The organism is Nocardia sp. NPDC003963 (assembly GCF_053605105.1).
In genome coordinates this window covers 171,134-197,483 of sequence record NZ_JBSGIP010000007.1, presented here as the reverse complement: position 1 = coordinate 197,483, position 26,350 = coordinate 171,134, and the positions used below count along the sequence as shown (strand labels likewise).

Below are 26,350 nucleotides of genomic sequence, written 5' to 3'. Positions count from 1 at the left end.
ACGCGGCCGGCAGCACTGCTCTGCTGACCGACCAATACGAGCTCACCATGCTGGCCGCCGCTCTCCGCGACGGTTCCGCGGCGCGACGGTGCACGTTCGAGGTGTTCGCCCGGCGCTTGCCGCACGGCCGCAGGTACGGAGTAGTGGCCGGTACCGGCCGTTTCCTCGATGCGCTGGCCCGCTTCCGGTTCGGTACCGCCGAGTTGGAGATCGCCGCCCGGTTCCTGGACGCGGAGACGGTGGCCTGGTTGCGTGATTATCGGTTCACCGGCGATATCGACGGCTATCCGGAAGGCGAGCTGTATTTCCCGGGTTCGCCGGTTCTCTCGGTCACCGGCACCTTCGCCGAATGTGTGGTGCTAGAGACGCTGGCCCTGTCGGTGCTCAACCACGACAGTGCGATCGCGTCCGCGGCGGCCCGGATGGTGGGTGCCGCGGCGGGGCGCCGGATGATCGAGATGGGGTCACGGCGCACGCACGAACAGGCTGCCCCGGCCAGTGCGCGGGCGGCCTACCTGGCGGGTTTCGACGCGACCTCGAACCTGGAAGCGGTGCGCCGCTACGGTGTTCCCGGCGCGGGGACCAGTGCGCACGCGTTCACCCTGGTGCACAGCGGAGCCGACGGAGAACACGAGATCGAAGCGTTCCGCAGCCAGGTGGCGGCGCACGGGACCGGTACCACTCTGCTGGTCGACACCTTCGACATCACCCGCGGCGTCGCGCTCGCGATCGAGGTCGCCGGGCCGGAGCTCGGAGCCGTCCGTATCGATTCCGGCGATCTCGGTGTGCTGGCCCGGCAGGTGCGCCGGCAGCTGGACGAACTCGGTGCGGTGAAAACCCGGATCGTCGTCTCCGGGGATCTCGACGAATACGCCATCGCGGCGTTGCGGGCCGAACCGGTGGACGCCTACGGGGTCGGTACCCAGCTGGTCATCGGCTCCGGTGCGCCGACCGCCGGGATGGTCTACAAACTGGTCGAGGTCGACGGGGTGCCGGTGGCCAAACGGTCCAGCCACAAGGAATCCCGCGGCGGCGCGAAACGCGCGGTGCGCGCGGCACGCCGTACCGGGACCATCGTCGAGGAGATCGTCTACCCGGCGATCGCCGATCGCCCGGCGCCCGACGGATACGAAGTACGCGACCTACTGGTTCCGCTCGTTCGCGGCGGTGCTGTCCAGGACCTGCCGACTCTCGCCGAATCCCGGGAACTGGTGGCCCGCGGTCTGGTGAGCCTGCCGTGGGAGGGGCTCAAACTCTCCGACGGTGAACCGGCGGTTCCGACCACATTCCTGGCCTGACCGGCCGAGGACGAGGAGACTGAGGCTATGAAACGCGCGCTGATCGTGGTGGATGTGCAGAACGATTTCTGCGAGGGCGGAACTCTTGCCGTATCGGGCGGTACCCGCGTCGCGGAGCTGATCAGCGAATATCTGGCCGCACCCGGCTACGACGCGGTGGTGGCCACCCGTGACTATCACATCGATCCCGGTCCCCATTTCTCCGAGACCCCCGATTTCGTGGACAGCTGGCCGCCGCACTGCCGGGTCGGCACCCCGGGGGCGGAATTCCATCCGAGTTTCGATACCGGGGCGGTGCAGGAGGTCTTCTCCAAGGGTGAGTACTCGGCCGCGTATTCGGGATTCGAGGGCGCCTCGACCGCGGGGGAGACGCTCACCGAATGGCTGCGTGCCCGAGATATCGGCGCGGTCGATATCGCCGGTATCGCCACCGATCACTGTGTGCGGGCGACCGCTCTGGACGCGGTGGCAGCCGGTTTCGCCACCCGTATCCTGCTGGGCCTGACGGCCGGGGTCGCTCCGGCCACCGTCGAGAAGGCGCTCGACGAACTGAACGGCGCCGGAGTCGAGCTCTCCGGTGCGGTGGTCACCGCCGGCGCCTGAGGCCGGTCCGCACGGGGCCGTTCGCTGCCGGGCCGCTTGTCACTGCCCCGGTGCACAATCACGGTCATGACCGCCACCGCGGACGATGTCCGCGCCTATGCCCTCGCCCTACCGGCCACCACCGAAGAATTCGCCTGGGGTATGCCGATCTTCCGGGTGGAGCGCCGGTTGTTCCTGACCCTGCCCGAGGACGAGACCTCGATGGCGGTGCGCTGCCCGATCGTGGATCGCGACGAACTGGTCGCCGCGGAGCCGGACAAGTTCTGGATCGCGGGGCACGAGGCGAACAACGCATGGGTGCGGGTCCGGCTCGCGGCACTCGACGATTTCGACGAAATGCGCGACATAGTTCTGGACTCGTGGCGTCTCGCCGCCCCGGCCGGCCTGGCTTCCGAACCGGCGGGAACAGAGGTGCCGTAGCCGATCGGGGCGTCTGCCGCCGCCGGACGGTCACACGGACCTGTCACCCATGGCGTCTTGCAGTGCCCGCCCGCGAAGAACCCACCATTGCCGCCATATACTCGCTCACGTATATTCGTAGACGAGTAAGGAGGGTGTATGGCGAAGAAACGCAAGGTCGGCAATCTGCTGGCCCTCGCGGTGCTCGCGGTGATGCAGGACGAAGCCATGCACCGGTACCAGATCGCCGCCCGCCTGCGTGACTACGGCAAGGACCGGGATCTCGATATCAAATGGGGATCGCTGTACACGGTTGTGCAGAACCTGGCGAAAGCCGGCTTTCTCGAAGTGGTCGGCAGTGAGCGGGAGGGTTCGCGGCCGGAGCGGGTGATCTACCGCATCACCGCGGCCGGACGAGCCGAACTCGTCGACTGGACCCGCGAGCTGATCGCCGAGCCCGAACCCGAACGCGGACGATTCCTCGCCGGTCTGTCGATCCTGGCGGCACTGCCGCCGGACGAGGTGGCCGAGCTGCTGGGACGCCGGCTCACCGCGCTGGACGAGCAGATCGCGCAGGTGAAAACGGAACTCGCGCAGCTCGCCGGGACCCTGCCCCGGTTGTTCCTGATCGAAACCGAGTACGGGCTGGCCATCCTGGAAGCCGAAGCCGAGTGGTCCAGGGGGCTGCGCGCGGAACTGATCGAGGGGACCTTCCCCGATATGGCGGAATGGCAGTCGTGGCATCGGAGCGGGTCCGGTGTGGACGGCACCCGTGCCCGTGCCTATGTGGAGGAGGCTGATACGACGACCGGTCAGTGAATCGAGAAACCGGGCTCGATGGAGGTGCGGCAACACCACCATCGAGCTCGGGTTACCGTCTCGGACCGTGCCCGCGCGAACGCACACCCGGCCACGAGTTTGGCAGAACACAGGATAACCGGGTGGTGGAACGCCGGGGCGGTTCGGTTGTGAATCCGAATCGACCTCCTGAGGAGTACACCCATGTCCGGAATCGAGACCGCGCTGGTGATCGGCGGCGGTATCGCGGGGCCCGTGGCGGCCACCGCATTGCGAAAAGCGGGTATCGAGGCCCGCGTCTACGAGTCCTACCCGGGCCCGGCCCACACCATCGGCAGCGGTTTGGCTCTGGCACCCAACGGGGTCGCGGCCCTGGATGTGATCGGTGCCGGGGACGCTGTCCGCGATATCGCGGTACCGGTGCCGCGGATGGCGCTGTCGGTCGGCCCGAAGACGTTGCCCATGCCCACGCTGGGTGATCAACCGCCGCTGCAACTGGTGGAGCGCAGCGAACTGCACCGGGTGCTGTACGAGCGGGCGGTGGCAGCCGGGGTGCCGGTCGAATTCGACAAGCGCCTCGTCGCGGCCGAGCAGACAGCGGACGGGGTCCGCGCGCGGTTCGCCGACGGCACCACCGCCACGGCGGATGTGCTGGTGGGCGCTGACGGTATCCGGTCGGCAGTGCGCCGTTTGATCGATCCGGACGCCCCGGGGCCGGATTTCACCGGGATGCTCGGTTTCGGGGCGACCGTCGACTGCCCGGTCGATACCGAACCGGAGACCATGGTCTTCGCCTACGGTGCCCGGGCGTACTACCTGTACTGGCCCGCCGGGCCGGGCCGGATCAGCTGGGGTGCGAATCTGCCCAGCAAGGAGTATCTCTCGCTGTCGGACGCCCGGCAGGTACCGGCCGAACGGTGGCTGGAGATCCTGCGGGAGACCTACGGTGACGACACGCCCGGCGGGCAGCTGGCCCGGGCGACCACTCCGGAACAGCTCGAGGTCGTCGGCGCGCTGCACATCATGCCGCCCGTTCCGCACTGGCACCGCGACCGGATGGTGCTGGTCGGGGATGCCGTGCACGCGCCGTCGAACAGCTCCGGCCAGGGGGCGTCACTGGCGATCGAGAGTGCGGTCCAGCTGGCGCGCTGTCTGCGCGATATCCCGGATCCCGCCGCCGCGTTCGCCGCCTACGAGCAGCTGCGCCGGCCACGGGTGGAAGGGGTGGCCGCACGTGCCGCGAAGATCAACCACAGCAAGACCCCGGGGCCGGTGGCCCGCCGAGTGATGCAGGTGATCATGCCGATCATGGCGCGCACGGTGATGAACCCGGAGAAGACCCTCGCGGGCGAACACCGCTACCGGATCGACTGGGACGAGCCGGTACGTATCGCGGCGAATTCTGGGTCGGCCCCTGACGCGGGCCGGTTGAAGCGGGTGTGACGCAGAAGCCGGCGTGATCCCGGAGCTGGCGCCGGGACCGGCGGGCAGGGTGGCCCCCTTCCCACCGTTCTCCGCTGGAGGCGTGAGCCGGACGTCCGGGTGATGTGCCCGCCGGCGGCTTCGGTGAACCGGTTCGCGCTCATGTCCGGTGCGAGTCCGGGGCGGGACCGAGGGACCTCGATCCCGCCGCCGGATTCAGCATTCGAAGGGAATCGTGTTGCCCGCGGCGTCGCGGGCACCGATTCCCTTCGTGATCGCTTCCACCAATTCCGCACCGGTCTGCCAGGTGCGCGGTTCGTCGTCGTCCAGATTGCCTATCGTGTACCAGTCCTCGGTCTCCCGATAGCGGACGAGACCGAACCCCTCGGGATCGAGGGTGATATCGAGATCGCCGGAGATGGTCCCGGCTTCCCGGGTCATCACCGATGCCGCTTCGGGTAGCTCGATGACTTCGGCTATTTGAACTCACCCCGTTCGACGCAGTCGTCCACCGCGGTGCGCAGTGCGGTCTGTTCCTCTGGGTCCACGCTCAGGCCGTACTTTAGCTTGACCTGGACGTAATGGGAGATATAGCCACACCGGAAACTTCCCGGTGGCAGATAGTGTGCGGCGTCCTGATCGCCCTTGGAGCGGTTGGCCGACGGATCGGAGGCGATGAGGTTCAGCGCGTCGTTGGCGATCCGGCGCCGCGTATCGGTGTCGAGATCCTTCGCACCCGATCGCCAGGCCTCGGCGAGTGGGACGATGTGCTCGGCGTCGACCGATTTGGCCTCGGCGATGAACTTGTACGGCTTCAGCTTCCCGGTCTTGTTGTCCATGACGCCGTAGGCGTCCTGCCAGCCGCCACCCTGGCCGATCTTCAGATCGCAGGTCTTCGGATCGAGGCTGACGTCGCCGGTGGCATCGCGCAGCATCATCACTTCGCGGGTGGTGCACTTGCTGTACTGGGCGAACTCCGGGCCGAAACCGTGTTCGGCCTCGTTGTTGTCCCAGTGCGGGAACTTCTCCCGGCTGTATCCGGCCATCGCGATCTCGCTCTTCACCGGCAGCTGGTCGAGCGCGGACCGGATATCGGCGGCGCTGCCGGAGACCGATTTCGCGGCGCCGGCAGCGGGATCGGTCGGGCTGCTACAGCCCTCGAGCACGAAGCCGGCGACCAGGGCTGCCGCGATCAGTACGGGCACGACGAAGGCGGCGAACTTGCGGGCCGGGGCGGGGAGAGCGGACAGCAGCGAGTTCATCGCCGGACCTCCGTGGATCGATGGGCGATGGGCGCTGAGCCCTGTTCGTATTCATTTGCTGTGCGCTTCAACAAAATTCCTTGCCGAGGTACCGGAATGTGCCGAGCGTCAAGCTACCGGCCGGTCAGCTAACCGAAAGCTACTGTCCGGTGTGAGATTCGGCATACCTGTCCCGGGGTACCCGGTGGGCGCGCGGGGTATTCCTGTTCCGTTCGGAAAGGGCACCGCCCCCGAGTCGCCGTGCCGGCGCCGACTCGGGGGCGGGCTTGTCACGAGCGAGAGCTGTATAGGCCGGTGCGGGCCGCGGGCCGGTTGTCCGGACCGGTGACCGCGACGCACCGCGGGGCTTGATGAGGGGGAGACCCGTGGTTGTTTCCGCACCGGTGTGCGCTCGCCGTGACGTACTGGGGCCGGATCGCTCCGGCCGGTCTATCGGTATGAAAGTGTAGGTGTCCGGTAGATGGCGTATGTCCCGACTCCGGGTGTATGCCGATCCGCCGTCAGGTGAAAAGCATAGGCAATTCCCATGATTGGGACGAATCGGGCCCCGGGGTCGGCCGGCGGCCCCGGATGCCGGGTCATTCCGCGAGTTCGGCGGCCTCGTCGTCGGCGGGGAGCTGGGCGGTCGGCGGGATCCCGGTGTCCAGGAAGTGGATCAACCGCTCGATACGTTCGGTGTGGTCCAGCGTGCGCAACAGTTTGTGGCCGATCAGCGCGAGCGTGATCGCGGTTTCGGTGGATGTGCCCTCGGTCGCCGACAGCGCATTGTGCAGTTCCAGGTTCAGGGTCTGCATGGCCGCGGCGCCGGTGTCGTCGGCGGGGGTGTGCCGGCCGCGGGTGACGGCACGCTGGGCTCGCGCGGTGCATTCCGCGGTAAGACTCGCCATTTGCGCCAGGACGCCGAGTACGGGCGCTGGGGCGATCGGGTCGGGATGGGTCTGATACACCTGATCGGCCACGTGGCTGAACAGCCGGCCGATCCGGGACAGTTCACCGGCGATCTGGATCGCGGTCACCACATGGCGTAGATCGCGGGCGACCGGTGCCTGTAGTGCGAGCAGGACGACGGTACGCGCCTCGCAGGCGCCGTACATCGCCTGTAGGCGCTCGTCGAGAGCGAAGACCTCGTAGGTCGCGGCGAGGTCGGCCCCGACGACGGCATCGGTCACACGTTCGGCCGCTTCATGGGTGATGCGGCACATCTGCGTCAGATCCGCGGTCAACGCGACGAGCTCGTTGGTGAACTGAGTTCGCACGGGGGAATTGTCACCCATGGCACGCGCTTCGGTCGAATGAACCGACGATTCCCCCGGCCGGTTGATTCCGGGCGCGTCGGACGCGCCGGTGTTACCGTCGCCACATGATCGATATGCGGCGTATGAAACATCGCATTGTCACCACTTTCCAGCGGTATGTGGCCAATCCGCTGAACCGGAAGCGACCGGCGCAGCAGTTGCTGGAGACGACCGGACGGGTCAGTGGGATACCGCGGGTCGTGCCGGTCGGCGGCCGGCGGACCGGGAACGAGTTCTGGTTCGTCTCCGAGTTCGGCGACCGCTCGGACTATGTGCGCAATATTCGCGCGGACGCCCGGGTCCGGGTCCGATTGGGCGGCGAATGGTATTCGGGAACCGCGCATCCGCTCCCCGCGGACGACGCGGTGGGCAGGCTGGCTTCGCTACCGCGTGGCAACAGTGCCGTGGTGCGGGTGATGGGCACCGACCTGCTGACGATTCGCGTCGATCTGGACGGCTGAAACAGGCCGGGGATATTCGTGTGGAACGCACCGGAAAATTCGGTGAAACATGTTCTAATTCTTACGGAATATCGCGGTGACCGCTCGCATGAATACCGGAAATTGATACATCGCGGCCATATGTCGTGCGCACTGTCACACCGTCGCGGATTTGTCCGTCACCTCGAGTAACGATTAGCTTCCTCTCCGTTGGCATCGATGCCGGACCGGAGAGATCACACGCATGAATTTCGCAACAATCCGTCCCGCGAGAGCGGTACCTGGATCTCGGCCATGAACTCCGAGTCCCGGACCGCGGCGATCGATCCCGTGGACAATTCCGCCCAACTCGCGCGAAAGCCGTCCGCGCGGGAAATCGTTCAGCGGAATTTCTCGGGCACCGTGGTGTCCTCGCTGCGTACCTTCGGTCGCGCGGTGGGGATCGCTCGGGAATCGGTCGGCGGCGCGGCCTCGGATCTGGTGCGCAACCGGTTCCAGTGGCAGGAGATGCTGGTTCAGGCGTGGCGGCTGGTCACGGTCACCGCTTTCCCGGCGATCCTGATGGCGATCCCGTTCGGGGTGATCGTCTCGGTGCAGGTCGGCAATCTCATCCACAATCTCGGGGCCGATTCGCTGCTCGGCGCCACCGGCGGTCTCGGCGTCATCAAACAGGGCGCACCCATGGCGACCGGCTTCCTGCTCGGCGGCGCGGGCGCGGCCGCCATCGCCGCCGACCTCGGTGCGCGCACCATCCGCGAGGAGATCGACGCCCTGCACACGATGGGTATCAGCCCGGTGCACCGGCTGGTGATTCCCCGCATGGTGGCGATGCTGCTGGTCGCGCCGCTGCTCAATATCCTGGTGATCTTCGTCGGTGTCATCGCCGGATACCTGGTCGCGATCGGCGGTCAGGGGGTGACGCCCGGTTCCTACTGGGCGACCTTCGGCTCCTTCACCACCGCCGCCGACGTATGGGTATCCCTGCTCAAGGCGCTGGTCTTCGGCTTCCTGGTCGTGGTGATCGCCTGCCAGCGCGGTCTCGAGGCCAAGGGCGGACCGCGCGGTGTCGCCGACGCGGTGAACGCGGCCGTGGTGCTGTCGGTGGTGTCGATCGTGATCGTCAATCTGGCGATGACCCAGGTGACCACCATGTTCCTGCCCACCAGGCTGGCGTGATGGCGGCGACCTCGTACGCCCCGAAGGGGCTCGGTTTCCTCGCGCGCTACTTCCGGCGCGGGAGCCGCGTCCTGGGGGCGGTGGACTCACTGGGTTTCGTGGTGGTGTTCTGCTGGCAGGTGCTGTCCTCGATACCGCTGGCCCTGCGCCGGTACCGCGCCGAGACCCTGCGCGTCATCACCGATATGACCTGGGGCCGCGGTTCGATCATCGTCGGCGGCGGCACAGTGCCCATGATGATCGTGCTGGGCCTGGTGATCGGGGCGTCGATCGGCGTCGAATCCTTCGCCACCCTCGACATGCTGGGGATGGGCCCGGTCACCGGAATCGTCTCCGCCTTCGCGACCACCCGGGAACTGGCCCCTATCGCCGCGGCGGTCGGTTTCGCCGCGCAGGCGGGCTGCCGGATCACCGCGGAGATCGGGGCCATGCGTATCTCCGAGGAGATCGACGCCATCGAGGCGCTGGGATTGCGGTCGGTGCCGTTCGTCGTGACCACCCGCGTCATCGCCGGGGCGATCGCCATCGTGCCGACCTTCCTGATCGCGCTGATCGGTTCGTACTTCGCCTGTCGCGGGCTGATCACCCTGGTGCACGGCCAGTCCGCCGGGGTCTACGACCACTACTTCTTCCAGTTCATCGCCGGATTCGACATCATCGCGGCCACGGTGAAGGTCGCGGTATTCGGCACCGTGGTGATCTGCGTGCACAGCTACTACGGCTTCTTCGCGACCGGTGGACCCGAGGGTGTCGGTATCGCCTCCGGCCGCGCCGTCCGCGCCAGTTTCGTCGCCATCATCGCCATCGATATGGTGCTGACCCTCGTGCTGTGGGGCTTCGACGCGGCGATCAGCTTCACGGGATAGGGAGAGATGCCGAAGTACGGAATGCCCGGGGTCGCCGCCGATCCGCGCAGCGCGCGGCGGGTCGGCGCGGTCGTGCTCGTGGTGCTGGTGGTGCTCGCCCTGGCCGGTTACGGGTACCGGGCACTGACCGCGGACGACGGATTGCGCATCGCATTGCGGACCGAGCAGATCGGTGACGGAGTCGTCGCGGGCACGCTGGTGCGGATCGACGGGGTCCGGGTCGGTGCGGTCACCGATATCGCGCCCGCCGGACGGGGCACCCAGGAGATCGGGCTGACACTGGACCGGGACCGGATACACGGGATCGACGACAGCATGATGATCGACTACGCGCCCGCCAACCTGTTCGGTATCAGCGAGATCGAACTGCGCCCGGGTGCCGGCGGCGCCCCGCTGGAATCCGGCGCGGTGGTCGATCTGACCGGCCGGCGCGCCGCTGATGTGTACGACGCGACCATGGGCGCGCTGCTGCGCAGCCTCTCGCAGACCGGCGACACTGTATTCACCCCCGATATGGCCATGGTTATCTCGCAGGCCGCCGCCGATGTCAAGGCGTTCGCCCCGCTGGCCGAGGCGCTGATCACCGCCGGCCGGGTGATCGCCGACCACCAGTCGATGCCCGCGAACGAACTCGTCGGGCGGCTGGGTCCGGCGTTCGAGGGCGGCGGCCAGTTCGCCGGCGCCACCATCGAGGTACTCGACCAGATCGTCGATATCGACGTATTGCGCACCGATCGTGCCGACTACGACGCGGGGGTCGCGGCGCTCACCGGCGATATCCTGCCGGCCCTGGCCGCCACCGCGCACAGCGCCGGTCAACTGTCCGGGTACACCGATTCGCTCGCGCCGACCCTGAACCTCCTGGCTCTGGCCGTACCGGACCCGCAGCAGTCGGCTGCCGATCTGCGCACCCTGCTCACCCGGCTCGGGCTCGCGTTCCGGGACGGCCCGGACGGCCCGGTACTCGAGGTGGATGTGGAACTGGGAGGTGCGCGATGACAGCGCGCGGCGCCGCCTGGCGGCTGGCCCTGTTCGCGGGAGTGATGGCGCTGGTGCTCGCCCTGGTGATCGGTGCCATCGAACGACCCGTCGACGGCGAGACCGAAACCCACCACGCCCTCTTCACCGACGCCAACGGTCTGAAGACCGGCGACGATGTGCGGATGTTCGGGGTCCAGGTCGGCAAGGTCGAGGCCGTGACGCTGGCGGGCGACCGGGCGGAGGTCCGGCTGACCGTCACCACCGACACCCCCGTCTACGACAACAGCACGCTGGCCATCCGCTATCAGAACCTCACCGGCCAGCGGTATATCGACCTGCAGCAGCAGCCGAACGCCGGCGTCCGGCTCGCCGCCGGGGCCACCATCGGACCGGAGCAGACCGTCCCGTCCTTCGATGTGACGAGCCTGTTCAACGGTCTGCAACCGGTGCTGGCGACTCTGTCGCCGGAGGCCGTCAACCAGCTCACCGAGAGCCTGCTCGCGGTGATCGAGGGCGACGGCGCCGGTATCGGCCCGGCCCTGGACGCCATCGGCACGCTGAGCGAATACGTGGGGGACCGCCAGCAGGTGATCGGCACGCTGGTCCGGAACATGTCCGATCTGTCCGAACGAGTGGGCGGCCGGCTCTACCACCTGGTGCCGCTGCTGGCCCGGCTCACCGATATCTTCCAGGCGCTGCAACGCAATGTCGGCGGGCTGGCCGATTTCGCGATGAGCGCGCCCTCGGTGCTCGAACCCGTGGACCGGCTACTGGCCGCGGCGGGACTGAGGCCGGAGTCCGGCCCCGAAATCGATGCCATGATCCGGAACCTGTTCCCCGACCCGCAGCAGGCCGTCGAGGTGTTCGGCCGGCTGCCCGGCCTACTGGCCGCCGTGGACACCTCGTTCCCGCGGACGGCGGTGGGATTCCGGCCGGAGTGCAGTAAGGGCGCGGCCGAAGTGCCGGCACCGGTGCGGGTGCTGATCGGCGGACAGCAGGTGGCGATATGCAACGGGTGAACCTCACGCAGTGGGCGGCCGCGCTGAACCGCTGGTTCGACCGCGATCAGCCGATCACCGACGAACCCACGAAAATGCGCAAACAGTTGCGGCTGGGGGTTATCGGAGTGTGCGCGGTGGCCGCGTTGGCGGTCGCGGTCGGGGCGCTGTACGTGGTGCCGCTGGGTAAGCGGACCTACACCGCCGAACTCAGCGAGGCGCAGTCGGTCAAACCCGGTGACGATGTGCGCTTGGCCGGCGTGCCGGTGGGCGAGGTGAAATCGCTGGAGCTGGAACCGGATCGGGTGACCATGACCTTCACCGTCGACCGTGACGTTTTCGTCGGTGACCGCAGCTCCCTCGATATCCGGATGCTGACCCTGGTCGGCGGCCACTACGTGGCGCTCTTCCCGGCGGGCGGCGAAGAACTGGGCGACGAGCCGATTCCCGCCGACCGGGTCCGGCTGCCCTACAGCCTGATGGAGACCTTCCAGGACGCCACCGCGCCACTGCGCGAAACCGACGGCGATACCCTGCGCCGCAACCTCGCCGCGCTCGACACCTCGATCGACGCCGCACCGGAATCGCTGCGCAGCGTGCTGGATACGGTCGGCAGCTACCTGGATGCCATCGAACGCCAGCGCAGCCAGGTCTCGAATGCCATCGCCACCGCCGACGAGTACGTCACCATGTACGACGGCGCGAAAACCGATCTGGGCCGGTTGATGGACAACGTCAATCTGATGGAGACCGTACTGCTGGACAAACGCGCCGAACTGAAGCAGGCGCTGGCGCTGCTGAGTTCGGTCGTGCAGCGGGTGAGCGCGCTGGCCCCGGCCTGGGACGACACCCTGCAGCCCAGGGTCCGGCAACTCGCCGACGCGCTGCCGCGATTCGAGGAATACGGCCGCGGGCTGGAGCCGATGATCGTCTCGGCGCAGAGCCTGAGCACGAAACTGCGTGAGCTGGTCGGTCCGGACGGCGGGGTGCGGATCGATCGGTCGGGGACCACGGTGACCGCGCCCGGTGCGGTCGTGTGTATTCCGCTTCCCGGGAAGGCGTGCTGATGCTGAAACGGATGCTCGGATCGCCGGGTCTCATGTCGATCGCCGGGGCGGCGGTGCTGGTACTGGCCGTGGCCGCGGCGTATGTGATCGCCTTCGAACCGATGAAACAGACCCGCGCGTACTGCGCGATCATGCCCGACAGCATCGGTCTCTACCAGGGCAATCAGGTGTCGATGCGCGGTATCGCCGTCGGTTCCGTCACCGGTATCGCCCCGGCGGGCGCGAAGGTGCGCGTGGATTTCGAGGTAGACGCCGACCATCCGCTCTACGCCGACTCCGGTGCCACCACCGTCTCCAACACCGTAGTCGCCGACCGGGAGCTGGCGGTGCTGTCCAGCGGGAAATCCACCGAGGAATGGGATCCGGGGCAGTGCGTGACCAAAACCCTCACGCCCAAGAGCCTGACCCAGACCGTCACCGCGCTGGCGGAACTGTCCGATCGGATCGGCGGTACCGGAGACCGGCCGAACGCGCTGGCCGGTGGGCTGGACGCACTCGACGCGGCCTCGGCCGGCACCGGACCCCAGATCAATCACCTGATCGATCAGCTGGGCCGGGTCCTGGAATCCCCGGATGCCGATATCGCCCATCTCGCCGGAATCTTCGACGCCTACGCGTCGGTATCGAACAAGGTCGCCGAGCACTGGGGTGATCTGAAGCTGATGCTGACCCGGTTGGCGCCGACTTTGAATCAGGCACACAGCGAACTGCTCACCCCCGGTATCGCGTTGTTCGACGGGCTGAGCGAGATCCTGCCGGTGCTGAACGATCTCACGGTCATCCTGTCCGATCCGCTGATGGCGTCACTGGACGGGCTGGTCCCGTTGGTGAAACTGCTGCGTGCGAATGTCGGCTCGCTCGGCGAGATCGTGCGCACCACTCCGGTACTGGTCTCGGCATTCCGGACGATCACCGATCCGGCGACCGGGGCGCCCGGACTCACCTACGCCCCGCCCCGCGTCGCCGTTCCGCAGGCGAACGCCGAGCAGGTGTGCGCGGCGGTGAACGCGGTATCGCCCGGCCGGTGCGCGGGCGCGGCCGACGGCATGGTCGATCTGGATCTGACGCAGCTGGTGCTGGGATCGGTGGGTGCTCGATGACCGCGCGCGTGACAGTCGATCTCACCCGGTTGCGGCGCGGGCTGGCCGCATGCGGGCTGGCGGCGGCCCTGGGTATTTCGGGCTGCGCGTTCGACCCCTCCGATATCCCGGTCCCGGGGGCGATGGTCGCCGGGGACAGCTACCGGCTGCGGATCGAGTTCACCAATGTGCTGAACCTGCCCGCGCGGGCGAAGGTGATCGCCAACGGCGCCCAGATCGGCACTGTGGACCGGGTCGAGGTCGTGCCCGGCGATGCCACGAACCAGGGATACGTGGTCGTCGATATCGAGGTCCAGGATTCGGTCGAATTACCGGCCAGCACCATCGCCGAACTGCGGCAGAACACCGTCCTCGGTGATATCCACATCGCGCTGACCACCCCGCCCGACGGTTACCCGACCCTGTTGCGCCCGGGCGACACCATAACCCGCGACCACACCCGGCCGCCGGTCCAACTCGAGGACACCATGGCCGCGATCGCGTTCTTCGTGAACAGCGGGGCGGTCGGCCAGTTGCAGGACATCGTCTCCCGCGTCAATTCGGTACTGCCCCGGGATCCGGCCGAAACGAAGCGGATCGCCCAGGTGCTGGCCACCGACGCGGTCGATCTGGCGGCCCATCTGGACCAGGTCGACCTGCTGCTCAACGGTGTCGCGTCCAATGCCGAGGTGATGCACGGTATCCAGGACGAGCTGGACAATATCCTGCGGCCCGAATCGGTGCGGCAGATGAACGCCGCCACCGAATCCATCGCCGGGGTCACCGAGATCTTCAGCGGGCTGGGCCCGGTCGGGCAGTCGCTGTCCTGGCTGGCGCCGCTGGCGCAATCCGGCGGCGCGGCCGCGGCGGCGTTCATCCCGCTGGCGACCGGTGGCCCACTCGACCTGCGGCAACCCTCGAATCTGAACCTGCTGGTCGCGCTGCTGCGAGACAAGGTCATCCCCTTCGTGGAGAACGGGCCCCGGGTGAACGTCCGGTCGGTACACGCCGGAGATCGGCTGTCCACCGACGACCAGGTGAACCGGATCATCGAAACCCTGCGCATGATCGGAGCCGTGCGATGAAAATCGGTTCACTGGCGTCCCTGGGTGGGATCGCGGCCATCAGTGTGCTCGGCGCGAGCTATCTGACCTTCGGTGTGGTGCGCGCGGACCCGTTCACCGACTATGTGAACGCCTCCCTGGTCCTCGCCGACTCCGGCGGCCTCGGGGTCGGTTCGCCGGTCCTGCTCACCGGTATCGAAGTGGGTCGGGTGACCTCGCTGGACCGTATCGCCGACGGGGTGGAAGTCGGCTTCCGGGTCGACGATTCGCATCGGCTGTCCACCGACAGTGTCGTCACCGTCGAACATCTGTCCGCGCTGGGGGAGCCGTACATACAGTTCGCCCCCAAGACCGGAGCCGGCCCGTATCTGCGGGACGGCCAGCGGCTGGAATCGGAGGATATCCACAGCCCGCTGTCCATCCCGGAGGCCGCGCGGATGGTCACCCGGACCATGAACCAGCTCGACCCGGCCACCATGGGATCGCTGGTGCGGACGCTGCGCGATGCCCTGCACGGCACCGACGCGGCCCTGCCCGAACTCACCCGCGCCGCGGATCTGCTCGCGGCGACGATCATGTCCCGGGAACCGCGTATCGCCGAACTGCTCGACAATTTCGAGACCGCCGCCGACAGCGACTGGTCGGGCCCGGCCACCTCGGCCGCGGCCACCGAATTCACCCGATTTGCCGAGGTACTGGACGATTTCGTCGAGGCGGTGGGGAGATTCACCGGCGCCGAGAGATCACCGGAGATGTACCTGGCCGACGGTGGTCTGGTGCCGCTGCTGCAACGCCTGCGCGCGTTCCTCGACGAGGCCGGACCCGAATTGGCCGCACTGCAACCGGGGCTGGTGCCCCTCACCGACGCCCTGAGCTCCGCCGCGCCGCCGCTCGATATCGGCAGTCTCCTCGGGCAGGCCCTGCAGAGCACCACCGACGATTCGGTGCGCCTGCGGGTAGGGGTCAAATAACCCGGGCGGCGGGTGCCCGCCCCCGGACCGGCGTGCGCCGCGGATCAGTCCACGAATATTTCCGCGCCCTCGTAGCCCGGATTCTTGCCGCCGCCGGTCGCCGCGGCCACCACCTCGACATACATCGGCCAGAGATGGGCGACCACACCTTTACGCGCCGCGCTGTGATCCCTGTCGGCCACGGCGGCCACGATCCGCGCATGATCGTGGGTGGACCGTCGTTCGGCTCCCTCCCGGGAGAGCAGCTGTTGCCGGAACTCCTTGAGCCCGGGGACCAGTGTGCGGTAGAGATCGCTCACGACCTCGTTGTGCGCGCAGGCGACGAGCACATTGTGGAAATGCTCGTCGGTTTCCACCATGGCGGTGAGATCGCCCGCCCGGTGTGCTTTTTCGTGTTCGGCACAGGCCGTCGCCAGTGCTTCGGAGTCGAGGGTTCCGGCTCGTTCGCAGGCGAGGCCGGCCGCCGTGGACTCCAGCCCGATCCGCGCTTCCAGCAGCTGGGTCACCTGGGCGCTCTCGGCCCGGCTCCATACCGCGAAACGAAGGCGCGAGTCGTCGCCGACGGGCTCGCGGACGAAGGCGCCGCGCCCCCGGACGATTTCCACGATCCCGGCATCCTGCAGTTTCGCCAGCGCTTCGCGCAACGAGCCCCGGCCGACACTCATCTGCCTGGCCAGCTCGGGTTCGGACGGCAGACGGTCGCCGGGTGTGAACACACCGGCCGCGATCGCGGCCACGATTCGCTCCGCGATGAGTTCCGGGAGCGGCCGCCGCGACAGCGAGGTCGAGAATGCCGCCGATAACTCCATCCTGTGTCCCTCTGCTCGAACGCCCACCGGTTGCCAACTTGCCGGATCGAGCTTAGCATCCCACTTGTCACTTGTTCGAACAGGAGACAAGTTGGGCCTTCCGGCCCCCCGGACCGGCGCTCCACGCCCGGGCTCCAGAGCACAACGGCGTGTCGACCGGCTTCCACGGCTCGAGAAACGGCAGATCCACCATGGCGACAACTCCTCCCGCATCCGCACAATCGAAACGTGTCGTGGCCGCCGGCCTCGCCGGCACCGTGATCGAGTGGTACGAGTTCTACATCTACGGCACGGCATCGGCGCTGATCTTCGGCGAATTGTTCTTTCCCAGTGCCGATCCGCTGGTCGGGACCCTGCTGGCACTCTCCAGCTTCGCACTCGCCTTCCTGGCGCGACCGGTCGGCGCGGCGATCTTCGGTCATTTCGGCGACCGCCTCGGCCGTAAGAAACTGCTCGTCGTCTCGCTGAGCATGATGGGTGCTGCCACAGTGGTCATCGGTTGTCTGCCCACCTACCACACCATCGGCGTACTGGCCCCGGTGATCCTCGTGGTGCTGCGGATAGTCCAGGGCATTTCGCTGGGTGGCGAATACAGCGGCGCGGTGCTGATGAGCATCGAGCACACCAGACCCTCCCGGCGCGGCTTCTTCGGCAGTTTGATCAACACCGGCGCGAGCTGGGGTCTGCTGCTCGCCTCACTGGTCTTCCTGCTGCTGTCCTATCTGCCCGATGACGCGTTCCGGACCTGGGGTTGGCGGGTCCCGTTCTGGGCCAGCGCGGTACTCATCGCGATCGGTATGTCCATCCGGGTCACCATCAGCGAAAGTCCGGAGTTCCAGGCCGTGTCACACGAGAACCGGATCCCGGAACAGCCGCTGCGCACCGTGCTGGTCGAGCATTGGCGCTCGGTCGTTCTACTCGCCCTGTCGTACCTGTCGGCCGGCGCGACGTTCTATGTGGCGACTGTGTTCTCGCTGTCCTACGGCGCTCAGCACCTCGGCGTCGACCGCTCCACCACCCTGGAACTCGTCACCGGAGTCACCGTGGTGGCGATCGTGGGCGTCCCCCTGTTCGGCTGGCTCTCGGACCGGTTCGACCGCAAACCGGTCTACCTGGCCGGCATCGTGGGTATGGCGATACTGCCGTGGCTGTGGTTCCCGATGCTGGCTTCCGCCGACACACTTGTCATGTTCGCCGGCTTCGTTCTGCTCTTCATTCCCTACTGTGCCACCTACGGAACGATGCCCGCCTTCTTCGCGCACGTCTTCCCGGCTCGGATCAGGTACTCGGGGATGGCCGTCGGATACAGCTTGGGCACGGTGGTGGGCAGCGGATTCTCCCCGCTGATCGCCACCTCGTTCCTGGGGGTGACGGGCAGCTGGTACGCCGTCGCGGGCTTCATGACGGGGTTCGGGATCATCTCGTTCCTCGCGACCCTGGCGATGCGCGAACTACCGCCGGACACCGATCCGGATGCTCCGGATCGTGCGGGACCAGCACCGGCCGCGACGCCGTCCACCACCTGACCGAGCCCACTTCCCGCCCGTCGCGAGCGCCGCGCAGTAGCCGCTCGCGCGGCCGGACCGTCCCGGCTCACCACCTCGAGGAAACCACCATGACGGAACCGCTGACCTTCGGCGCCCCGATCGCCATCCACCCCGACGCCGACCCGCTCGACGATATCCGCTGGGCCGACCAGAACTCGGCGGCCACCGCTGCCTGGATCATCGACCATCTCCAGGGCTGGTACCCGCGCGGTGCCCCCAGTCCTGTCCTCGCCGACCCGCACCACACGCTGGAGGCGCTGACTGTGTTGGCCGCCGGGGCCGCCACCACCCGCCGGGTGGATATCGGAGTCGCCGTGACCGATCCGATCCGGCGTACGAGCGTATCTCTAGCGCATACCGCGAGCACCATCGGCCGGCTGGGTGACCGCCGCCTGAAGCTCGGTATCGGAGCGGGCGACCCCGGCCAGCTGCGTCCCTTCGGCCTGCACCAGAGCAGGGAGCGGACCGGGCGGTTGCACCATGTGCGGCCCGCCGTCGAACAACTCCACGCGCTCCGGACCCCGGGCGCAGCGTGGCCGGAGGCCGACCTTCCGGTCGCGCAGCGCACCGGTTACGACCTCTATATCGCCGCGCACGGGCCCCGGATGCTCGAACTCACCGCTCGCTACGGTGACGGCTGGATCCCGTCCTCCCTCACGCCCGCCGACTACGCGGAGAAGCTCGGCCTGCTCCGGCGCCACGCGAAGGCGGCCGGCCGCGAACCGCGTTCGATCAAACCGCTGCTGTTCGTCTGGACCGCGCTGGCGGGTACCCGCGCGGAGAGCCGGGCCCTTCTCGACCATCCCACCGTCCGTGGGGTCGCGCTCTATCGCGGCCGCTCCGCATTCGAGGCAGCCGGCGCACGCTATCCGCTGGAACACGGCTATATCCCGCAGGAGATCCCCGCCGCGGACGCCGAGATGCTGCTCCGGCGGATCCCCGACGAAATCGTCGAACAAGCGGTCCTGCACGGTTCACCCGCCGAGGTGCGCCGACGCCTGGACGAGTACCACCGGGCCGGTTGCGAACACGTGATCCTCTACGACATCGGCCGATTCACCGGCGCCGACGGAACCGAGCGGTTCCGCGAGGCATTCACCGAGATCGCTACGAGCTGACCCACCGGGATCGCGGGCGCCCGGTTTCCCACCGTCCCGGCGGATCGTCCGGACTGCTCAGGGACGCTCGGGGCTGTCGCTGTCCGCGCGGTCGAGAATGGCCTGGGCCTGGGAATCGACATCGCCCAGCGCCGAGATCAGGTCCAGCGCGCCGAGTTCGAAGGGTGTCTCCTCGGCCATCTGCCGCAGTTCGGCCAGTACGGAATCGATATCGTCCTCGGGTGGGGGGCGGCGGCGCGGATCCGGGGCGTCGATCGGTTGCCAGGCGATGGCCTGCTGCCACCACGGGTCACCGGTGGCCCAGGCCCAGATGGTTTTGCGCACCAGGGTCGCGTCATCGGTGTAGAGCTGGAAGAACGCGTCCAGATCGCGATGCTCCAATTCGAATATGTCCTCCGGTAGTCGGCGTGCGCGGATATGGCACATGGGGGCGCGGATCACCTTCAGCGCCGGGTCGCGCGGGTCCGGAGGCGTTTCGAGGATCTCGTCGAGAATGCTCTCGGTGAGGTAGGGGAGCCGGAAATCGCCCGTGGTCACCGGTACCCGGGCGGCTCCGCGCGGGTTGTAGAAGCGGCGGGTCGCGACATCCAGTACGGCCAGATCACGGTCCGCGGTGAGGGCGAGCAGTGCGCGCAGGCAATCGAATCTGTCGTCGACAGTGGCCTCCAGCAGTGCCCCGCGGGCGTCGGGGCGCCGGTACACCCGCAATCCGGTCCCGGAACGGTGGATCAATGTGCAGACGACACCCACCGGCTGCGCGGGCGGGGTCGGTTCGGGTGCACCGGCCAGGGACTGGTAACGCTCGTATGCCCGGGCGGCCGATTCGATCCCGGACGCGGGCAATACGGCGAAAAGAGAGCTCACCCGCCAAGTAGAGCAAAAGATGCGACTCGGCGCTGGTTCACTTCACAAGAATGTCACTCCGGCAACAGAATTCATGGCACTTCAGATACCGGCGACGTCCGCGAGCTGACCGATCCCATAGGTGACGGCCATCGCCAGGGCGCCGCCGATCACCACCCGTGCCATCGCACGTGGCCGGCTGCTACCGCCGAGTCCGGCGCTGATCGAACCGGTGAGCGCCAGGGCGAGCAGGACCGCGACCATGGTGACCGGGATGCGGGCCGAGGTCGGCGGCAGCAGGATCGCCAGCAGCGGCAGCAGCGCGCCGACGGTGAAGGAGATCGCCGAGGACAACGCGGCATGCCACGGATTGGTCAGCTCATCGGGATTCAGACCCAGTTCGGCCTCCGCGTGCGCGGCGAACGCGTCGTAGGCCGTGAGCTCCTCGGCCACCTTTCGCGCGGTTTCGGCCGATAGGCCCTTCGCGTGATAGATCGCGGTGAGTTCGTTCAGTTCGTCGTCGGGATCCTGCTCCAGTTCCATACTCTCCTGTGCGAGCAGGGCTTTCTCCGTATCCCGCTGGGTGCTCACCGAGACGTACTCACCGACCGCCATGGAGATGGCGCCCGCGCTGATCCCCGCGATCCCCGCCGTGAGGATGGCGTCGGTATCCGAGGAAGCGGCCGCGACCCCGACGACGAGCCCCGCGGTCGATACGATCCCGTCATTGGCACCCAGCACACCGGCCCGCAGCCAATTGAGTTTCGCCGCCAGCCCGGTCTGCGGGAGGTATTCGTTCTCCGCCGCCTCGGTCATAGCCGCACACTATGCGAACAATCGCCGGTGCGGACAGGCCGGCCGCTCGTATGTTCCCGCACGGTCTAGTTGGGCACCGCGTAGATGTACAGCAGGCCGATGGTGACCAGACCCATCAACGGCGTCAGCACCCAGGTCTCCACCTTGTTCCCTGTCCGGGAGATGACCGGAAGCGTCAGTTTGGGCTTCAGCGGCCACAACAGCGGGCAGCCCCGGTCGGTGAGACAGTCGCCGACGATATGGATCAGCGCGCCCAGCCCGATCGCGAACGGTAGCCAGTAGGGCGAATCCGGTAGCCAGCGGTCCATCAGAACAGTGCCCGCGCCCGCCAGCAGGATGCACAGGCCGTAGGCCCGGAAGGAATCCCCCTTCGGCGTCAGGTGCAGCGCCCGCAACCCGAAGGCGAGCATCACGAACACCACACCGAGCGTGAAGTACCGGCCCAGATAGTGCACTCCGGCCCAGGTCGCCCATCCGGCGAGCAGGACGAACAACACGCCGTGCGTCCCTTTGCGGTGCCCACCGGCCACCGCCGATACCCCTTTCGCGAGCGTATTGCTCACCGGCCCCAGTGATTGCGCGATAGTGCTGTTGGGATGGTCGATATCGGGGAGCAGCGCGGCCCCCGCCGTGATGAAGGCCCCCAGGACGAGTTCCAGCGCACTGATCTGCACCGGTCCTTGGACGAACTCCAGCACGGTGGGCGGGACGACGGTGGCAGCGGTGACGAACGCGAGGGCTCCACTGGTGGCGTGGGAATGGCCGAGCACTGACTCTCCCGGTATCTGAAAAGCGGACGAACGGTAACGGTCAAAGTTAGCAATCGATCCCGACAGGTCGGATCTCGTCGGTCACGGGCACGACTCGCCGACTGCGCTCCCTCGCCGGAACACGCCGTGCCGACCGGTGTTCCGGTGCGAGATCCGATGTTCGTCTGTACTGCCGCGCGCCGAGCTGCGATGCTGGCCCGGTCGGATCGTCGTGGGGCGGTCCGTTTCTTCGAGGGGGGCTTCGAAAATGGTTGATTTCCAGCCGGTTCTCCATCGGGCGCCGGCCTACGAGCCGCCGGTGCTCCGGACGTGCGCGCGTAACTGCGCAGTCTCGCCGGATATGCGCGGGTACCCACCGGGCCGTGCCCGGTCGGCGGCGAGCACGGCGGCCGCGGTCCTGCCGCCACCGGATCCCGGGAAACCGGTTCACGCGGGGGCGCGCAGCGAGCCGTCGGCAGCGCCGGACTCTTCCCTCGCCCCGCGATGGGGAGGCACGGCCGTGCAGGTGAAGGTCCGCGAAGCCGTCGAGCCGCAGGGAGAAGATCCGATCCACGACACCGGTCCGGTGCACCCCGGCCCGCACCGGGCCGTATCCACCTCTGCCTGCGCCGCCCGCCCGGACCGGAAAGCGCTCCGGCGCAACCACAGTGCCCCGGCCGGACTCCGGCGTGGCCGGCGTGCGGGCCACGCCACTGCCCAGCGGGCGGACCACGCCGCGGCTCGGCGTGCGGAGCCCGCCGGTGCCCGGGCCTTCGCCACGACCGCGATCCGGATCCTGCTCGAGGTGCTGGATCGCCGGCGTCCGGTCGCGCAACTGAATGCGCTGTGCGCACCCGGTCTGGTGTGCGCGGTCGGTTCCCTGGTGGCGGGTGATCACGCGCCCGGCCGGACACTCGGTTCGGCCGTGCTCGGCCCCGTGCGATTGCTCCAGGTCGAGGAGCGGGGAGCCGAGCTGATGGCCACCTACCAGCGGGGCTCGCGGCGGTTCGTGGTCGCGGGACGTATCGAACGCGGCCCCACGACGCCCTGGAAGATGACCGCGCTGCGCGTTATGTGACCTACGCGCGCTGCGACCACCGTGACCTGCGGATCAGGTGTGGAACCCGGACGATTCGACGACCCGGTATCGAATGCGGATGCGCGACCGGGATATCGCGAGTGCCCGAGATCCCGTACGGACCGGGCGGCCGCCGGACCGGGGCTGCGGGGATCGCCCACCCGAGCTCGGCTCGACTTCGGCCGATCGCGGTGAAACCGGGTGCGTTCCGTCGATATCTCCGGCAGAGTCGACGGGATGACGGTCCGGAGTGTCGGTGAGTTGCTCGCCGTGGTGGCAGACGGTGATCCAGTGAAGTACCTGCCGTTCTGGGGCCACCGTCCCCGTCCGGACGGAACTGTCGGCGCGGGTTGCCTGAGCCAGTGGTGGCCGGCGGAATTCACCATCGACGGCTCGGTCTTTCCGACTGCCGAGCATTACATGATGTGGCGGAAGGCGAATCTGTTCGACGACGCCGTGATCGGCGCGCAGGTGCTGGCGGCCGACAGCCCGGGAGCGGCCAAGGCGCTGGGGCGCCGGATCGCCGGCTTCGACGATGCGCTGTGGGAGATGCACCGATTCGGGATCGTCGTCGCGGGGAGTATCGCGAAGTTCGGTCAGCACGAGGAACTTCGGCGCTTCCTGCTGAACACCGGGGACCGGGTGCTCGTGGAGGCCAGTCCGATGGACCGGATCTGGGGGATAGGGCTGGCGGCCGACGATCCGCGCGCGGCGGATCCCGCGCAGTGGCGGGGATCGAACCTGCTCGGGTTCGCGCTGATGGAGGCCCGAGCGGTGCTGCGTGGATCGCCGAACGGACAGGTGGCCGGGTAGCCGGGACCGGACGGACCTCGGGGCGGCGCCCGCCCGCTCCTGAGGCAACTGCCGACAGAGCCGGGCGGTCGGTGGTTCAGGGCCGGTGGGCGCGGATATCGACCGGACGTCCGTCCGGGTCGTAGGCCGTCATCGTCCACTGGGTGGGGAGCGTTTCGATCGGACCCGCCGGGAGCCCGGCGCCCATGATCCGTTCGCGTACCTCGCACAGCTGGGCGTAGGTCGCCAGCCGCAACCCCCAGCCGGCGCGGCCGAGCGGGTCGAGGTCGGTGGTCGGCCCGGCCGTGGTCTCGACGATCGCCAGGTGGTCGGCGCCACCGACGTCCAGGACCGTGATGCGCGGATCGGTGGCGGTCGCGGGCCGCTCGAAGGCCAGACGTGCCCCCAGCACTCCGGTGTAGTACGCCACGAGCTGGTCCAGGTCCGTCGTGGCCAGCGTCAGATGGTTGATCCCGAGGAGTTCCGGCATGGTGACCCGAGCGTAGAGCCCGGCCCGGCTCGCGTCCAGGGTATGTTCTGCCCGGCCGGTGTGCGGGGACGTTGCTGGGCGCCCGCTTTGTCCGATCCGGTGTGCCTTACGCTGCTCTTCCAAATGGCGGCGAGCGGAGGATGCATGGTCAGCGAGAACGAGCCGGTGGGACGTCGGCGGGATGCCTCGGCCACGCGGGCCGCGATTCTGGCGGCGGCGCAGGAGTTGTTCGCCGAACGTGGGTACGAGCGCGCCACCGTGCGTGATATCGCCACCCGGGCCGGGGTGAATCAGGCGCTGCTGTTCCGGTATTTCGGTAACAAGGACGAACTGTTCCGCGCGACGATGACCGATCGCGGGCGTTCGGTGCTCGATGCCGGACCCGTGGACGCGCTGCTGTCCCGGTTGCTGGAGCGGGCGCTGGAGCCGAACGAGTCTGTCTCACCGGGGAATTGGTTACAGGCCGCATTACGGTCCAGTGGGCACGAGGAAGGCGCGTCGGTGATCCGCCGGGAACTGGGGGAGGAGTACATCCGGGCGCTGTCGACGCTCACCGACGATGCCGACGGGGAGCTGCGCGCGGATCTGTTGCTGGCCTGGCTACTGGGGATCGGCCTGGTGCGGTCCGTGCTGCATCGGGAGCCGCTGCACAGTGCCGATCCGGAGGAGGTCGCCGGGCACGTGCTACGGGCCGCGGGGGTGCTGCTGGAACGCAACGACGCGAAATTCCCTCCGGTGTAACGCTGCTACGTCGTTGACTCCGCATCCGGAAGACCCTTACCCTGCCTAAGTAAGCAATCGCTTACACATTGCAGCCGTCGGGCGTCGGGAAAGGGAGACCTATGACCGTGAACACCGAGGTACGCCAGTACCCCTTCGGAGAACCGGTTCGCCTCGATATGGATCCGCTCTTCACGCAATTGCGCCGTGAAGAGCCGGTCTGCCGGGTCGAACTGCCCTACGGCGGGGAGGGCTGGCTGGTCACCCGCTACGAAGACGTCAAACTGGTCCTCGCCGATCCCAGGTTCAGCCGGGCCGCGACAGTCGGCCGGGAAGATCTGCCGCGAGCCACCCCCGCCCCCGCCCGCCCCGATTCGCTGCTGAGCATGGACCCGCCCGAGCACAGCCGGCTGCGGAAACTGGTGGCGAAAGCGTTCACCAGCCGCCGGGTCGCGGAGCTGCGCCCGCGTACTCGCGAAATCGTGGACGAGAAGCTCTCCGCGCTCGAGAACGCCGGTGCGCCCGCCGATCTGGTGGAGGGTTTCGCGCTGCCGCTTCCGGTCACCGTGATCTGTGAGATGCTCGGTGTTCCGCCGCACGATCAGCACCGCTTCCGCGATTTCTCCGACGCGATCCTGTCGACCACGGCCTATACCCGGGAGCAGATCGAGAGCGCCCGCGATTCTCTGGAGACCTACCTCGCCGAGGTGGTCGCCGAACGCCGGCAGCGGCCCGCCGACACCGACGATCTGCTCGGCGCGCTGGTGGCCGCCCGCGACGAGGAGGACCGCCTCAGCGAACCCGAACTGGTCAATCTCGGTGTCGGACTGCTCATCGCGGGCCACGAGACGACCGCCAACCAGATCGCCAACTTCACCTATTCGCTGCTCACGCAGCGCGAATACTGGGAGTTGCTGCGCGCGGAGCCCGAGCTGATCCCCGGCGCGGTCGAGGAACTCCTACGCTACGTACAGCTCGGCGCCGGTGCGGGACAGCCCCGGGTGGCCACCGAGGATGTCGTGCTCAGTGGTGTCACCGTGCGGGCCGGGGACGCGGTTTTCGTGAACACCCAGGCCGCCAATCGCGACGAGGCAGTATTCGAGGACCCCGAATCCCTCGACCTCACCCGGCAGCGCAACCCGCATGTGGCCTTCGGCTACGGCGCGCACCACTGCCTGGGGGCGCAACTGGCGCGGGTCGAACTCCAGGTCGCGCTGGAAGCACTGCTGGAGCGGTTCCCGTCGCTGCGTCTGGCGAAGCCGCTCGACGAGATCCCGTGGAAGTCCGGGCTGCTGGTACGCGGCCCGAAACAGCTTCTTGTGGAATGGTGAGCGCGCTCGGAACGATTGCCCGGCGGTGAATCCCGCCGGCAGCACCGCGAAAACGCCCAGCTCGCCGATGATCGACGCCACCGGCATGATCGGCGACCTCAGCCGCCGAGGAGTATTGGACCGCCGTCCCGACGACAACGACCGGCGGCGAACCCTCGTCGTTATCGCCGATTCGTATCGAACGGCGGTAGCGGCCTGGCTCGGCGGGGCCGATCGGGGTCGGCGCGCCGCGCTGGGCCCGTTGACCGCCGAGCAGCGCGCCCTGGTCATAACACCACTTCGTGCCTATGAGGAAGCCGTCTCTTCCAGCTGAGGTTGCCTGACCTCCACCACATCCC

29 protein-coding genes are annotated in these 26,350 nt (G+C 68.0%); 21 read left to right on the top strand and 8 right to left on the bottom strand.

Going from position 1 to position 26,350, the window contains the following annotated elements; genetic code table 11:
- Positions 1 to 47 precede the first annotated feature (47 nt).
- The 5 genes from ACWEWT_RS16595 (at position 48) to ACWEWT_RS16575 (ending at position 4,541) form a co-directional block, all read left to right on the top strand.
- Complete coding sequence (locus ACWEWT_RS16595; RefSeq protein ID WP_452559820.1) at positions 48 to 1,298, top strand: nicotinate phosphoribosyltransferase; 1,251 nt, start codon at positions 48 to 50, stop codon at positions 1,296 to 1,298.
- A gap of 27 nt (positions 1,299 to 1,325) precedes the next feature.
- Positions 1,326 to 1,901 (top strand): nicotinamidase, encoded by a 576-nt coding sequence (locus ACWEWT_RS16590; protein ID WP_452559788.1) that lies wholly within the window; start codon positions 1,326 to 1,328, stop codon positions 1,899 to 1,901.
- A 66-nt stretch (positions 1,902 to 1,967) separates the two neighbouring features.
- Positions 1,968 to 2,321: an MmcQ/YjbR family DNA-binding protein gene (locus ACWEWT_RS16585; RefSeq protein ID WP_452559786.1), complete on the top strand. Its 354-nt coding sequence runs from the start codon at positions 1,968 to 1,970 to the stop codon at positions 2,319 to 2,321.
- 138 nt (positions 2,322 to 2,459) lie between these two features.
- Complete coding sequence (locus tag ACWEWT_RS16580) at positions 2,460 to 3,119, top strand: PadR family transcriptional regulator (protein WP_452559784.1); 660 nt, start codon at positions 2,460 to 2,462, stop codon at positions 3,117 to 3,119.
- Positions 3,120 to 3,302: 183 nt separating this feature from the next.
- Positions 3,303 to 4,541, top strand: a complete 1,239-nt coding sequence (locus ACWEWT_RS16575) for an FAD-dependent oxidoreductase (protein ID WP_452559782.1) — start codon at positions 3,303 to 3,305, stop codon at positions 4,539 to 4,541.
- A 195-nt stretch (positions 4,542 to 4,736) separates the two neighbouring features.
- Here ACWEWT_RS16575 and ACWEWT_RS16570 read toward each other — a convergent pair whose 3' ends face one another.
- From ACWEWT_RS16570 to ACWEWT_RS16560, 3 genes are all read right to left on the bottom strand, one after another.
- Positions 4,737 to 4,961, bottom strand: a complete 225-nt coding sequence (locus ACWEWT_RS16570) for a hypothetical protein (protein ID WP_452559780.1) — start codon at positions 4,959 to 4,961, stop codon at positions 4,737 to 4,739.
- 35 nt (positions 4,962 to 4,996) lie between these two features.
- Positions 4,997 to 5,782, bottom strand: coding sequence for an HNH endonuclease family protein (locus ACWEWT_RS16565; RefSeq protein WP_452559779.1), 786 nt, complete (start codon positions 5,780 to 5,782; stop codon positions 4,997 to 4,999).
- Positions 5,783 to 6,360: 578 nt separating this feature from the next.
- Positions 6,361 to 7,038, bottom strand: coding sequence for a phosphate signaling complex PhoU family protein (locus ACWEWT_RS16560; protein WP_452559777.1), 678 nt, complete (start codon positions 7,036 to 7,038; stop codon positions 6,361 to 6,363).
- Between the two features lie 104 nt (positions 7,039 to 7,142).
- Between ACWEWT_RS16560 and ACWEWT_RS16555 the strand changes: the two genes are divergently transcribed.
- The 9 genes from ACWEWT_RS16555 (at position 7,143) to ACWEWT_RS16515 (ending at position 15,719) form a co-directional block, all read left to right on the top strand.
- Positions 7,143 to 7,538, top strand: a complete 396-nt coding sequence (locus ACWEWT_RS16555) for a nitroreductase/quinone reductase family protein (RefSeq protein WP_452559776.1) — start codon at positions 7,143 to 7,145, stop codon at positions 7,536 to 7,538.
- Positions 7,539 to 7,811: 273 nt separating this feature from the next.
- Entirely contained in the window at positions 7,812 to 8,693 is an 882-nt protein-coding gene (locus tag ACWEWT_RS16550; protein WP_452559774.1) for an MlaE family ABC transporter permease, read from the top strand.
- Positions 8,693 to 9,559 (top strand): MlaE family ABC transporter permease, encoded by an 867-nt coding sequence (locus ACWEWT_RS16545; protein ID WP_452559772.1) that lies wholly within the window; start codon positions 8,693 to 8,695, stop codon positions 9,557 to 9,559. The genes ACWEWT_RS16550 and ACWEWT_RS16545 overlap by 1 nt, the downstream gene beginning before the upstream one ends.
- 6 nt (positions 9,560 to 9,565) lie before the next feature.
- A complete protein-coding gene (locus ACWEWT_RS16540; protein WP_452559771.1) occupies positions 9,566 to 10,558 on the top strand; it encodes an MlaD family protein in 993 nt (330 codons plus the stop codon).
- Positions 10,555 to 11,559 (top strand): MlaD family protein, encoded by a 1,005-nt coding sequence (locus ACWEWT_RS16535; RefSeq protein WP_452559769.1) that lies wholly within the window; start codon positions 10,555 to 10,557, stop codon positions 11,557 to 11,559. Before ACWEWT_RS16540 ends, ACWEWT_RS16535 begins: the two co-directional genes overlap by 4 nt.
- Positions 11,547 to 12,605: an MCE family protein gene (locus ACWEWT_RS16530; RefSeq protein WP_452559767.1), complete on the top strand. Its 1,059-nt coding sequence runs from the start codon at positions 11,547 to 11,549 to the stop codon at positions 12,603 to 12,605. The genes ACWEWT_RS16535 and ACWEWT_RS16530 overlap by 13 nt, the downstream gene beginning before the upstream one ends.
- Positions 12,605 to 13,705 carry an MlaD family protein gene (locus ACWEWT_RS16525; RefSeq protein ID WP_452559765.1) on the top strand — a complete coding sequence of 367 codons (1,101 nt, stop codon included), beginning with the start codon at positions 12,605 to 12,607 and terminating at the stop codon, positions 13,703 to 13,705. The genes ACWEWT_RS16530 and ACWEWT_RS16525 overlap by 1 nt, the downstream gene beginning before the upstream one ends.
- Entirely contained in the window at positions 13,702 to 14,769 is a 1,068-nt protein-coding gene (locus ACWEWT_RS16520) for an MlaD family protein (protein ID WP_452559763.1), read from the top strand. Before ACWEWT_RS16525 ends, ACWEWT_RS16520 begins: the two co-directional genes overlap by 4 nt.
- Positions 14,766 to 15,719, top strand: coding sequence for an MlaD family protein (locus ACWEWT_RS16515; protein WP_452559761.1), 954 nt, complete (start codon positions 14,766 to 14,768; stop codon positions 15,717 to 15,719). The genes ACWEWT_RS16520 and ACWEWT_RS16515 overlap by 4 nt, the downstream gene beginning before the upstream one ends.
- 44 nt (positions 15,720 to 15,763) lie before the next feature.
- Here ACWEWT_RS16515 and ACWEWT_RS16510 read toward each other — a convergent pair whose 3' ends face one another.
- Positions 15,764 to 16,528 (bottom strand): FadR/GntR family transcriptional regulator, encoded by a 765-nt coding sequence (locus tag ACWEWT_RS16510; RefSeq protein WP_452559759.1) that lies wholly within the window; start codon positions 16,526 to 16,528, stop codon positions 15,764 to 15,766.
- Positions 16,529 to 16,761: 233 nt separating this feature from the next.
- Between ACWEWT_RS16510 and ACWEWT_RS16505 the strand changes: the two genes are divergently transcribed.
- Together ACWEWT_RS16505 and ACWEWT_RS16500 are read left to right on the top strand one after the other, a co-directional pair.
- Positions 16,762 to 18,054: an MFS transporter gene (locus ACWEWT_RS16505; protein ID WP_452559757.1), complete on the top strand. Its 1,293-nt coding sequence runs from the start codon at positions 16,762 to 16,764 to the stop codon at positions 18,052 to 18,054.
- A gap of 89 nt (positions 18,055 to 18,143) precedes the next feature.
- Positions 18,144 to 19,193 (top strand): LLM class flavin-dependent oxidoreductase, encoded by a 1,050-nt coding sequence (locus ACWEWT_RS16500; protein WP_452559755.1) that lies wholly within the window; start codon positions 18,144 to 18,146, stop codon positions 19,191 to 19,193.
- A 57-nt stretch (positions 19,194 to 19,250) separates the two neighbouring features.
- On the opposite strand, the gene ACWEWT_RS16495 is transcribed toward ACWEWT_RS16500, so the two are convergent.
- The 3 genes from ACWEWT_RS16495 to ACWEWT_RS16485 form a co-directional block, all read right to left on the bottom strand.
- On the bottom strand, positions 19,251 to 20,057 hold the full coding sequence (locus tag ACWEWT_RS16495; protein ID WP_452559753.1) for a hypothetical protein: 807 nt from the start codon (positions 20,055 to 20,057) through the stop codon (positions 19,251 to 19,253).
- 81 nt (positions 20,058 to 20,138) lie between these two features.
- Entirely contained in the window at positions 20,139 to 20,852 is a 714-nt protein-coding gene (locus ACWEWT_RS16490; RefSeq protein WP_452559752.1) for a VIT1/CCC1 transporter family protein, read from the bottom strand.
- Between the two features lie 65 nt (positions 20,853 to 20,917).
- Positions 20,918 to 21,622 (bottom strand): metal-dependent hydrolase, encoded by a 705-nt coding sequence (locus tag ACWEWT_RS16485; protein ID WP_452559751.1) that lies wholly within the window; start codon positions 21,620 to 21,622, stop codon positions 20,918 to 20,920.
- A gap of 499 nt (positions 21,623 to 22,121) precedes the next feature.
- Between ACWEWT_RS16485 and ACWEWT_RS16480 the strand changes: the two genes are divergently transcribed.
- On the top strand, positions 22,122 to 22,679 hold the full coding sequence (locus ACWEWT_RS16480; RefSeq protein WP_452559749.1) for an Rv3235 family protein: 558 nt from the start codon (positions 22,122 to 22,124) through the stop codon (positions 22,677 to 22,679).
- A gap of 237 nt (positions 22,680 to 22,916) precedes the next feature.
- Positions 22,917 to 23,492, top strand: coding sequence for an NADAR family protein (locus ACWEWT_RS16475; protein ID WP_452559747.1), 576 nt, complete (start codon positions 22,917 to 22,919; stop codon positions 23,490 to 23,492).
- 76 nt (positions 23,493 to 23,568) lie between these two features.
- On the opposite strand, the gene ACWEWT_RS16470 is transcribed toward ACWEWT_RS16475, so the two are convergent.
- Positions 23,569 to 23,961, bottom strand: coding sequence for a VOC family protein (locus tag ACWEWT_RS16470; protein ID WP_452559746.1), 393 nt, complete (start codon positions 23,959 to 23,961; stop codon positions 23,569 to 23,571).
- Positions 23,962 to 24,105: 144 nt separating this feature from the next.
- Between ACWEWT_RS16470 and ACWEWT_RS16465 the strand changes: the two genes are divergently transcribed.
- The 3 genes from ACWEWT_RS16465 to ACWEWT_RS16455 all read left to right on the top strand — a co-directional run bounded on the left by ACWEWT_RS16465 (position 24,106) and on the right by ACWEWT_RS16455 (position 26,325).
- Positions 24,106 to 24,702 (top strand): TetR/AcrR family transcriptional regulator, encoded by a 597-nt coding sequence (locus tag ACWEWT_RS16465; RefSeq protein ID WP_452559744.1) that lies wholly within the window; start codon positions 24,106 to 24,108, stop codon positions 24,700 to 24,702.
- Between the two features lie 101 nt (positions 24,703 to 24,803).
- Positions 24,804 to 26,012 carry a cytochrome P450 gene (locus ACWEWT_RS16460; RefSeq protein ID WP_452559743.1) on the top strand — a complete coding sequence of 403 codons (1,209 nt, stop codon included), beginning with the start codon at positions 24,804 to 24,806 and terminating at the stop codon, positions 26,010 to 26,012.
- A 25-nt stretch (positions 26,013 to 26,037) separates the two neighbouring features.
- Positions 26,038 to 26,325: a hypothetical protein gene (locus ACWEWT_RS16455; protein WP_452559741.1), complete on the top strand. Its 288-nt coding sequence runs from the start codon at positions 26,038 to 26,040 to the stop codon at positions 26,323 to 26,325.
- The last annotated feature ends 25 nt before the right edge of the window (positions 26,326 to 26,350 follow it).

Excerpts from the sequence above, each read along its gene's own strand:
- ACWEWT_RS16580 (WP_452559784.1), top strand. The coding sequence starts at position 2,460 with ATGGCGAAGAAACGCAAGGTCGGCAATCTGCTGGCCCTCGCGGTGCTC.
- ACWEWT_RS16585 (WP_452559786.1), top strand. The coding sequence starts at position 1,968 with ATGACCGCCACCGCGGACGATGTCCGCGCCTATGCCCTCGCCCTACCG.
- ACWEWT_RS16590 (WP_452559788.1), top strand. The coding sequence starts at position 1,326 with ATGAAACGCGCGCTGATCGTGGTGGATGTGCAGAACGATTTCTGCGAG.
- ACWEWT_RS16540 (WP_452559771.1), top strand. The coding sequence starts at position 9,566 with ATGCCGAAGTACGGAATGCCCGGGGTCGCCGCCGATCCGCGCAGCGCG.
- ACWEWT_RS16595 (WP_452559820.1), top strand. The coding sequence starts at position 48 with ATGCTGGCCGCCGCTCTCCGCGACGGTTCCGCGGCGCGACGGTGCACG.
- ACWEWT_RS16500 (WP_452559755.1), top strand. The coding sequence starts at position 18,144 with ATGACGGAACCGCTGACCTTCGGCGCCCCGATCGCCATCCACCCCGAC.
- ACWEWT_RS16475 (WP_452559747.1), top strand. The coding sequence starts at position 22,917 with ATGACGGTCCGGAGTGTCGGTGAGTTGCTCGCCGTGGTGGCAGACGGT.
- ACWEWT_RS16575 (WP_452559782.1), top strand. The coding sequence starts at position 3,303 with ATGTCCGGAATCGAGACCGCGCTGGTGATCGGCGGCGGTATCGCGGGG.
- ACWEWT_RS16465 (WP_452559744.1), top strand. The coding sequence starts at position 24,106 with ATGGTCAGCGAGAACGAGCCGGTGGGACGTCGGCGGGATGCCTCGGCC.
- ACWEWT_RS16555 (WP_452559776.1), top strand. The coding sequence starts at position 7,143 with ATGATCGATATGCGGCGTATGAAACATCGCATTGTCACCACTTTCCAG.
- ACWEWT_RS16545 (WP_452559772.1), top strand. The coding sequence starts at position 8,693 with ATGGCGGCGACCTCGTACGCCCCGAAGGGGCTCGGTTTCCTCGCGCGC.
- ACWEWT_RS16460 (WP_452559743.1), top strand. The coding sequence starts at position 24,804 with ATGACCGTGAACACCGAGGTACGCCAGTACCCCTTCGGAGAACCGGTT.
- ACWEWT_RS16550 (WP_452559774.1), top strand. The coding sequence starts at position 7,812 with ATGAACTCCGAGTCCCGGACCGCGGCGATCGATCCCGTGGACAATTCC.
- ACWEWT_RS16470 (WP_452559746.1), bottom strand. The coding sequence starts at position 23,961 with ATGCCGGAACTCCTCGGGATCAACCATCTGACGCTGGCCACGACGGAC.
- ACWEWT_RS16530 (WP_452559767.1), top strand. The coding sequence starts at position 11,547 with ATGCAACGGGTGAACCTCACGCAGTGGGCGGCCGCGCTGAACCGCTGG.
- ACWEWT_RS16510 (WP_452559759.1), bottom strand. The coding sequence starts at position 16,528 with ATGGAGTTATCGGCGGCATTCTCGACCTCGCTGTCGCGGCGGCCGCTC.
- ACWEWT_RS16570 (WP_452559780.1), bottom strand. The coding sequence starts at position 4,961 with ATGACCCGGGAAGCCGGGACCATCTCCGGCGATCTCGATATCACCCTC.
- ACWEWT_RS16515 (WP_452559761.1), top strand. The coding sequence starts at position 14,766 with ATGAAAATCGGTTCACTGGCGTCCCTGGGTGGGATCGCGGCCATCAGT.
- ACWEWT_RS16520 (WP_452559763.1), top strand. The coding sequence starts at position 13,702 with ATGACCGCGCGCGTGACAGTCGATCTCACCCGGTTGCGGCGCGGGCTG.
- ACWEWT_RS16535 (WP_452559769.1), top strand. The coding sequence starts at position 10,555 with ATGACAGCGCGCGGCGCCGCCTGGCGGCTGGCCCTGTTCGCGGGAGTG.
- ACWEWT_RS16565 (WP_452559779.1), bottom strand. The coding sequence starts at position 5,782 with ATGAACTCGCTGCTGTCCGCTCTCCCCGCCCCGGCCCGCAAGTTCGCC.
- ACWEWT_RS16490 (WP_452559752.1), bottom strand. The coding sequence starts at position 20,852 with ATGACCGAGGCGGCGGAGAACGAATACCTCCCGCAGACCGGGCTGGCG.
- ACWEWT_RS16525 (WP_452559765.1), top strand. The coding sequence starts at position 12,605 with ATGCTGAAACGGATGCTCGGATCGCCGGGTCTCATGTCGATCGCCGGG.